The sequence below is a fragment of the Bradyrhizobium erythrophlei genome (genome assembly GCF_042430365.1).
In the GTDB taxonomy this organism is placed as follows: domain Bacteria; phylum Pseudomonadota; class Alphaproteobacteria; order Rhizobiales; family Xanthobacteraceae; genus Bradyrhizobium; species Bradyrhizobium erythrophlei.
In genome coordinates, this window is record NZ_JBHMET010000141.1 from 1 (window position 1) to 7,311 (window position 7,311).

11 protein-coding genes and 1 tRNA gene are annotated in these 7,311 nt (G+C 61.8%); 8 read left to right on the top strand and 4 right to left on the bottom strand.

The features are described 5' to 3' along the window. The 3 genes from ACFFWD_RS21075 to ACFFWD_RS21085 form a co-directional block, all read left to right on the top strand. Positions 1 to 434: linalool dehydratase/isomerase domain-containing protein (locus tag ACFFWD_RS21075; protein ID WP_446680522.1), on the top strand; the 434-nt coding region annotated here is incomplete at its 5' end. A 247-nt stretch (positions 435 to 681) separates the two neighbouring features. After that, positions 682 to 1,209, top strand: a complete 528-nt coding sequence (locus tag ACFFWD_RS21080; RefSeq protein ID WP_376968409.1) for an SCO family protein — start codon at positions 682 to 684, stop codon at positions 1,207 to 1,209. A gap of 423 nt (positions 1,210 to 1,632) precedes the next feature. Next, a complete protein-coding gene (locus tag ACFFWD_RS21085; protein ID WP_376968410.1) occupies positions 1,633 to 1,929 on the top strand; it encodes a hypothetical protein in 297 nt (98 codons plus the stop codon). Between the two features lie 28 nt (positions 1,930 to 1,957). On the opposite strand, the gene ACFFWD_RS21090 is transcribed toward ACFFWD_RS21085, so the two are convergent. Further along, positions 1,958 to 2,080 (bottom strand): hypothetical protein, encoded by a 123-nt coding sequence (locus tag ACFFWD_RS21090; protein WP_376968411.1) that lies wholly within the window; start codon positions 2,078 to 2,080, stop codon positions 1,958 to 1,960. On the opposite strand from ACFFWD_RS21090, the gene ACFFWD_RS21095 reads away from it, so the two are divergent. Continuing rightward, on the top strand, positions 2,079 to 2,306 hold the full coding sequence (locus tag ACFFWD_RS21095) for a hypothetical protein (protein ID WP_376968412.1): 228 nt from the start codon (positions 2,079 to 2,081) through the stop codon (positions 2,304 to 2,306). The genes ACFFWD_RS21090 and ACFFWD_RS21095 overlap by 2 nt on opposite strands. Before the next feature lie 579 nt (positions 2,307 to 2,885). Here ACFFWD_RS21095 and ACFFWD_RS21100 read toward each other — a convergent pair. Continuing rightward, positions 2,886 to 3,065, bottom strand: coding sequence for a hypothetical protein (locus tag ACFFWD_RS21100; RefSeq protein WP_376968413.1), 180 nt, complete (start codon positions 3,063 to 3,065; stop codon positions 2,886 to 2,888). Positions 3,066 to 3,184: 119 nt separating this feature from the next. On the opposite strand from ACFFWD_RS21100, the gene ACFFWD_RS21105 reads away from it, so the two are divergent. Beyond that, positions 3,185 to 3,982: a lytic murein transglycosylase gene (locus ACFFWD_RS21105; protein ID WP_376968414.1), complete on the top strand. Its 798-nt coding sequence runs from the start codon at positions 3,185 to 3,187 to the stop codon at positions 3,980 to 3,982. 231 nt (positions 3,983 to 4,213) lie between these two features. Then, positions 4,214 to 4,582: a hypothetical protein gene (locus ACFFWD_RS21110; RefSeq protein ID WP_376968418.1), complete on the top strand. Its 369-nt coding sequence runs from the start codon at positions 4,214 to 4,216 to the stop codon at positions 4,580 to 4,582. A 48-nt stretch (positions 4,583 to 4,630) separates the two neighbouring features. On the opposite strand, the gene ACFFWD_RS21115 is transcribed toward ACFFWD_RS21110, so the two are convergent. Continuing rightward, entirely contained in the window at positions 4,631 to 5,017 is a 387-nt protein-coding gene (locus ACFFWD_RS21115; RefSeq protein WP_376968415.1) for a YciI family protein, read from the bottom strand. A 222-nt stretch (positions 5,018 to 5,239) separates the two neighbouring features. Between ACFFWD_RS21115 and ACFFWD_RS21120 the strand changes: the two genes are divergently transcribed. Then, the gene (locus ACFFWD_RS21120; protein WP_376968416.1) at positions 5,240 to 5,422 is read left to right on the top strand and encodes a hypothetical protein; all 183 of its coding nucleotides are present in this window, start codon (positions 5,240 to 5,242) and stop codon (positions 5,420 to 5,422) included. A 405-nt stretch (positions 5,423 to 5,827) separates the two neighbouring features. Next, positions 5,828 to 5,901, top strand: a tRNA-Gly gene (locus ACFFWD_RS21125). A gap of 72 nt (positions 5,902 to 5,973) precedes the next feature. On the opposite strand, the gene ACFFWD_RS21130 is transcribed toward ACFFWD_RS21125, so the two are convergent. Further along, positions 5,974 to 7,224, bottom strand: coding sequence for a site-specific integrase (locus tag ACFFWD_RS21130; RefSeq protein WP_376968417.1), 1,251 nt, complete (start codon positions 7,222 to 7,224; stop codon positions 5,974 to 5,976). Positions 7,225 to 7,311 lie beyond the last annotated feature (87 nt).

The following is a 7,311-nucleotide window of genomic DNA, read 5'->3' on the forward strand; positions in this document are numbered from 1 at the left end:
TTCTGAAATCCGGCGACGATGGCGCGCTTTCGATCAATGTGCCGGTACGGCCGGAAGTCAGGGGTCAGCGTATCATCACCGACGATTGCGATTTCGGTTGGGTCACTGCATGGGCGTCCGAAATGGGAGATGCCGAAACGCTACGGGGCCTGCTGGCGCACGCCGATCGCTATATGGCTCCGACCTGGCTCGACGGTGGATTGTACTATCCACGTAACGATATGGTCGAGAATGCAGACGGTATCCGGACGTTGGTCGAACCGATGTCTGGAAACGTGCTGTTGGGTACGCTCGGCTCAATATCCCGGACGGGCTTTGGCATCTGTATAATGAGCCTTGGGAGCCGACGCACTTTGAAGAGCCGGCCATCGTCGCTGTCGGATCGGATGTCGATATTAGCCGTGCGATATTTGATTCAAAGAACAATAGGCTAAACTTTGCCGTCGAGCGCCGGCGCGATATTCGCGGTAGCGGTATAGTGCGAATCGCAAAGGCGCTGGCTCGCGGTCCGTGGTCGCTGGCCTGTGATGGGGTGGAAATCGCACACGGCTCGGCAACCGACGTGAATATTGCGGGGGCCGTTCGAGTTGAAATCGACGGTGGCGACGTCCTGCTTCACTGTCCGGAGGCTTTTGCACATTTGTGCGCAATGAGTTTTGGACCTGGCGAAAAGAACTTCAGATGACGAGCGTCGAAACTTCGCCGCTGACGCAGATCGGCGGCTCGTTTTGCCTGATTGACCACGATGGTCGCAACGTCTCTGACGAAACGTATCGCGGCCATTATGTTCTGATCTTCTTTGGTTTCACCCATTGCCGCGTGGTGTGTCCGCGTGCGCTTGCGAAGCTGTCTGCCGTGCTGGATTCGCTTGGTCCACTCGCCGACCGAATGCGACCGATCTATGTCACCGTCGATCCGGAACGCGACACGCCGGACGCCATGCGATCATTCCTGCAATCATATCCGCGCTTTACCGGGCTGACCGGCTCGCGAGAGCAAGTTGATCGTGCCAAGAAAGCATTCCGTGTCTTTGCGCAAAGAGTAGATGATCCCGCCGGGGACGGCGAGTACGCGGTTCCGCACACCGCGGTAACCTATGTTATGGACCCCCGCGGCCGATTTGTTTCTCACTTTACGGATGCGCTTTCTGCGGAAGAAATTGCAGTGCGCCTAAAGCTGCTTTTAGAAGCCAATAGCTCGTCTTGCTGAGCCGGCTCGGCAGCGCCTTCTTCGCACGTACGGCCGTCCGGGCGGATCGTGTCCGGCGTAGCTTGAGTGCCAACGAAAGCGAAGACGGACTGACGACACGGCGCGCGTCCCCGAGGTACCGCGCTCAATCAATCTACCGCAGCACGTCCGCCGGATGCTCGTCGCGGCGCTCGACATATCAGACGCATGTCTGGTCAGGATGTCGCACCAGCATGCTTCGATTGCGTCCGGCACCGCGTCGCCGACCCTCGGGCAGGCGCAGTGAACGCGCCGAAGTCTTCAACCGGAGAGATCAAGCGAGCAGCCCGGGATCCGCCGCGCACGCTCGTCCCTCGCGTGCCGGAGACGAAATTCAGCCTCTGGCTGATTGACTAAATGTTCATGATTTGTTCCTATGGTGCCGTTCCCGGAGGAGAGACCGCCATGGACAACCGCATCAACGAAATTCGTAGACAGATCAGGGCCTTGAGGATCAGCATGCTGGAGGCCGAAGCCATCATGCGCGAGCAGATCAAGCGGGATGAGGATTGCGCGTTCGTGGCCGAGGATATCCTGAAGATGCGCCTTGTCATGAGCCGCCTGGTCGAGGAGCGGACCGTGCTGGGCGACCGCGAGCCGATCCTGGTGAGCTTCGCGCCGCATCAGCCTCGGGCGCAGAAGCCGGTTGTCGTGCCTCTCGCCAACCGTCGCTTGGTCTTTGGCGAACAACGTGCGCGATGACGCTGGCGTGCTGAGGCTTCGCGCGCAGCTACGCGAGCTGGGCTCGACCGTGGATCAGCTCAAGCAGGCCGGAGGCGACAGCGCGTCCGCGCAGCTCCTGCTGTTGCGCAAGCGCGCGCAGCTGGAAGACGAGATCAGCCGGAGGAAACATGACAGAGCCACTTCGGTACTTCGACGACAGCCATGAACACTCGCCCTGGATCAAGGCGCTGGCCGAGGTCCGGCACCGGGCGACGCGTGAAGGTTGGTGCTTCCAGCACGTTCAGGCGATCATCGTGACGATCGATCAGTACGCAGAGGCCGCGCTCGGCAATCGCGAGTTCTTCCTCAACCGGCCGCAAAGCGTCGGTCCGATCAGGAGGGGCGACGTGCCGTAGCAGGCCGCCTTGGCACTGATTTGCCTGACGGCGCAAGCCCCTGTGCGAAAAATATTTCGGTTTTTCGGAACTCAAAATCGGTGTATGAGTTCGCCCGTCTCACCCGCTTGAGGGGCGCTTCGCGATCGTCACGAGTGTTGCGGTGAGATGCGGTGGACGCGGAGCGCGCGACTGACGAGCACGCGCAAGGCGGACGGTGAAGTCGTGTGGTCCTGACGCCCCAGTGGCAGGTGTCTCTTCGCAAGAGGCTAACGCGTCTTGCGGACGACGGTGACAACAAAGCCCGGTCTCGCCGGGGAGAGCACGAAAGAAGCCGTAAAACCATCGCGCAGGGAAAGCCGGCGTGCTTCCGGTTTCACCTGTGGTCCTACCTCCCGTGCTTTTTGTTGCACGGGACCCACGGGTGCGATCGGCACCCGGCTTTCCCTGCGCCCTCTGCTGAGAGAGGAGGGCGGAACGAGATGCAAGGCTCGGGCAATTCATGCCGCGAGAACGCGGGCGCGCATCCTCATCGCTGTTTGATATCTTGAATAGAGCGCCGCGTGCGGCCTGGTTATCAACGCGCGTTGGTCGCCTTGCTCAAGGCAGCATGTCCGCCGGATGCTTGTCGCGATGCTCGACATATTCGACGCGTGTCTGGTCAGGATGCCGCACCAGCATGTTTCGGCCGGTCGGCACCGCCTTGGGTGCTTCCAATATTGTGGCACCGAATGCCTCGGCGGTGGTGGAGGTCACCGGGATGGTCAATCCGGCAGTCACGACATATCGTGACGATTCGGGGCAGGCGTCCGCCGGTCGTTCATCGCGCGGTCATCTGCGCCGGGACATCGTCAGCGCTGCGCCGTAGGGGCGAAGGCACATTGCGGAGGAGGTTTCGGATGACCACGGGCAGGCAGCTTGCGACCGCGGCGCTCGCCGCTATCGTGATCGTTGCAACGCTGGGCGCAAAAGCAAACGCGGCGCAGTGCGGCAACGGTCCGGGCGGGTTCGAGAGCTGGAAGCAGCAGTTCGCCGCGGAGGCCGGAGCCAAGGGCGTCGGATCCACTGGAGTCGGTGCGTTGATGCAGGCGAACTATGCCAGCGCGACGATCGCCGCCGACCGCAGCCAGCGCAGTTTCGGCCTGTCGCTTGAGCAGTTCATGGCCAAGCGCGGCGCGTCCACCATCGTGGCGCGCGGCCGTTCGCTCAAGCAGTCGCAGGCGGCGCTGTTCGCCTCGATCCAGCAGCGCTATGGCGTGCCGCCGGGCCCGCTGATCGCGATCTGGGGCATGGAGACCGGGTTCGGCAGCCAGCGCGGCAACCAGAACATGCTGTCGTCGATCGCAACGCTCGCCTATGACTGCCGGCGGCCGGAGTTCTTCACCGAGCAGCTCTATGCCGCGCTGAAGCTGATCGACCGCGGCGCGCTGTCGGCATCGACGCGCGGCTCGATGCATGGCGAGGTCGGCCAGACCCAGTTCATGCCGAACAACATCCTGGCCTACGGCACCGGCAATCTCGACGTCGCCGCGAACGCGCTGAGTTCGACCGCGAACTTCCTGCGCGCGCACGGCTGGCGTGCCGGCGCCGGCTACCAGCCGGGCGAGCCGAATTTTGCCGCGATCGAGGCGTGGAACGCCGCTCAGGTCTACCAGAAGGCGATCGCGATCATGGGACGGCAGATCGACGGGCAGTAAGCGTCCACGACGCTGCGTGCTGTTCCGCGATCATCTTGACGTGATCGCGTTAGCGCATTGCGCATGCCGTTGATGCGGCAGCGAAACCAGAATTGCCCCGCAGTCTTGCGGCCGCCGTTCTTCACGGCTCGTTAACGCAACGGTGCCCAGATCATCCGCGGCCAAACGCGAGTGATTGGAGGGTGCTCCATGCTCAAGGACGGAACCTACGCGGCCTGATTCAGGACGCCGCTGGGCGACGGCACGGGCATCGTCCATTTCGCCGACGGCAAGCTCTGGGGCCGCGACAGCATCATGCTCTACAGCGGCACCTACGAGGTCGCGGGCGACCGGTTTTCCTGTGTCGTCACCACAAAGCGGCACAGCGAGGGCCACGCGACCGTGTTCGGCATCGATGACCTCGTGCTGCGGCTCGAGGGCACGTCGAGCGGCACGATCGCGACGTGTTCGGGAACCGCCGATCAGGTGCCGGGCGTCAAATTCGAGGCCACGTTGATCCCGAGCCACCAGGTGCAACCGGCGCCGCAAGCGAAGGGGCCGGAGCCGAAATTCGACCTCAGCAGATTGCCGAAGCTGCCGAGCCGTTCCAGCGGCCGCTAGCCGGTCTTCACTTCGACGCCGCTGACGGAGGCCGCCACTTTGCGCAGCTCACGCGTCGCTCGGGCCCGCCGTCTCCGGAAACGGCGCGTTCGGCAGATAGAGCCTGACCGCGCGGATTTCGTAGACCGCCGTCGGGTTGGCGCGGCGCAGATCGCGCGCGGCCTCGAGCGCGGCGTCCTCATCGGCGCAATCGATCACGTAGAACCCGAGCAGCTGCTCCTTGGTTTCGGCGAACGGGCCGTCGATCACCATCCCGTGGCCGGGGCCGCGCAGGGTGCGCGCGTTGCGGGTATCGCCGAGCCGCGCGGCGGGACCGAGCCGGCCCTTCAACTTCTCGTGCACCTGCCGCAGGCCGGTCATCACCGACGCGTCCTCCTCCGCGGTCCATGACTTGACATCGGCTTCGACGTGGTAGGCCAGGATGGCATAAAGCATCAAATCTCTCCCTGTGTTCGGCGTGACCAGCCAAAGGACGTCTTCGCGTCGCCCGGGCCGACATTCCGTTTTGGCGAATCGGATGGCGTCCTTTGTGTCACGGCAGGGGGCGTCCGCGAAACCGTCCGGAAACACGATATGCGCCGGTCGGCTTGAACGTGCCGCTCTGGTTGCACGACTGATGGACAGAACGCGGGAACTGCGCAAGTCACGGAGAGGGTGATGTCACGCAAGCAAGTCACGATCATCTGCGATGCCGAACGGATGCCCGCATCGCTGGCCGGCGGCTGGCACGACGTCTCTGGCCATCACCGCTACTACGGCAGTTCGGCTCTCAACGGCGGCGAGCGCATCATCGAGACCAAGCGCAAGCGTCCGCGCTGGCTGCGGTTGTTCGGCTTCTGATCGATCGCGCGGTGACCGCCATCCCGAATCCCTGAAAGCCCGGGCCCTGCGAATCGCGTGTGCTCTACAAGCAAATGGCGCGGCGGGATGTGCTCCCGTCGCGCCCGATTTGTTGTCTCGCTGGTCCAGGGCTGAGAGCGCCCCGATGCCAGGCTCAATGGTCAAAGCCTAGCGGGCGATCCCAGCGAGGTGACAGCGCTTGAGATAAGACACTGGATCACCTCCTTTCATTGTTGATGGAGGCCTCAATATAGGCAGCAAGTCCGCCGCTGTTAAGGCTGCGCGCGGGCGGGCGGATGCGGGAACGAGGGCGGCATTGCGCGCAAATCGGCCCGCGTGCTGGGAATAAAGACGCGGGCCGGACGGGTTGAGGCCGCCGCCCGGCCGTGTTAGGTGATCGCGCATGCGGGTGTAGCTCAATGGTAGAGCAGCAGCCTTCCAAGCTGAATACGAGGGTTCGATTCCCTTCACCCGCTCCAATGTTTTCAATGACTTAGCGCGTCAAGGACTTTTCATTCTGACAAGTCGCGCATTCTCATTCTGACAAACGTTCACCTTCCCTTCGCTTGTCTTGCGCGGCGCTTGATGCGTTTTATTTGCGCATCCTGCTTCGCCTCTTCATCGTCGTGCAGATAGTTCGCCATCGCTTTCGTCGACGACCATTGGCCCTTCTTCATCAACTGAGTTTCCGTCAGGCCGGATGCACTCGCCTCGGTCGTCCCGCCGTGACGACCAAAAGACGTAAATGTCAGCTCGGACCGCAAACCAGCGGCAAGAATGATCTTCTTCGTTACACGTTGGACCTGGGTCAGCATTTCTCCCTTGCCGAACCATGGCAAGCTGCTGCCGTCGCGCCGTAGCATGAGCCCTCCAGCAGGACGCAGCTCCTTGATGGCGTCGAGTTCGGCCATCAGCAACGGATAGAGCGCTTTACCCTTGGCATCGAACAACGGCTCCCAAGAACCACGGCTGGTTTTGTAGTTGATCACGTAGACGTGGTCCGGTCTGCTCGGAGGTCGGTAATGATCGACCATGAAGCGTATAAAGATATGCGCTTCGCGCTGAAGCAATTCCCAGCCAATCAATGCTCCAGTGGCAAGCGAGGGGTATCCCATCTCGATTGCTTTCGCGCGAAACACAACGAGCTCCGGAAAAGCGGCATGCGGTGTTTCGCGCGAGCTCGATTGCAGGCCCATTCTCTCGAAGGGATTCCGCGGCGGAAACAAACCCGGATGCGCTCGGGAAATGGTGTTCCAGGCTGTGCGCGCGGTTTTCATCGCGTGATTGACCGTCGTTCGGCGTTCGATCCTTCTACCTTTCACCACTTTGAAGAGGAGCTTCTCGAAGAGTTGATCGACGAACGCTGTATCAATACTCGAGACACGTCTCGTTCCTAATCGTCTGCCGTCTTGCAAGATGTACTCGCAGATCATCTTGATGCCCGTCTCATGAACACGGCATTGGCCTGGGCTTAGAGGCCGAAGCCGCTTGGCAGTTTTCTGAGACCAGGTTTGACGGTACAGGTGAAACATCCAATCCAGCGTGCCGACTACCACGCCAATGCCGATCGGATTTGCGTCCTCACCACCGGTGCGCCAACTATCAAAAGCGGGGAGCAGAATCTGCTCTGCGCGCGTGACCGCGCGTTCGTAGTCGGTGCCAAGGGCTTCGTTTGCGATCGAGCAACCCCGCTTGCGTGCCCACGTCGGGATGTTGAAAAAATAGCCGAAGCTGCCGTCGCCGAGACGTTTGCGGAGGGTGTACCGAGGTAGCGGTAACGCAGATCGCCCGAGTCTTTTCACAGTAATCTCCTGGACGCCTCCGGGTCATCCTCAGAGGATGTGATTGTTTTGGTAGCTCGGCAAGGAAGTGTAGCCGATGGCTGGCGC

Coding starts and splice junctions, on each gene's coding strand:
- ACFFWD_RS21095 (WP_376968412.1), top strand. CDS start 2,079: ATGACAGAGCCACTTCGGTACTTCGACGACAGCCATGAACACTCGCCC.
- ACFFWD_RS21115 (WP_376968415.1), bottom strand. CDS start 5,017: ATGCTTTATGCCATCCTGGCCTACCACGTCGAAGCCGATGTCAAGTCA.
- ACFFWD_RS21090 (WP_376968411.1), bottom strand. CDS start 2,080: ATGTTTCCTCCGGCTGATCTCGTCTTCCAGCTGCGCGCGCTTGCGCAA.
- ACFFWD_RS21120 (WP_376968416.1), top strand. CDS start 5,240: ATGTCACGCAAGCAAGTCACGATCATCTGCGATGCCGAACGGATGCCC.
- ACFFWD_RS21085 (WP_376968410.1), top strand. CDS start 1,633: ATGGACAACCGCATCAACGAAATTCGTAGACAGATCAGGGCCTTGAGG.
- ACFFWD_RS21080 (WP_376968409.1), top strand. CDS start 682: ATGACGAGCGTCGAAACTTCGCCGCTGACGCAGATCGGCGGCTCGTTT.
- ACFFWD_RS21105 (WP_376968414.1), top strand. CDS start 3,185: ATGACCACGGGCAGGCAGCTTGCGACCGCGGCGCTCGCCGCTATCGTG.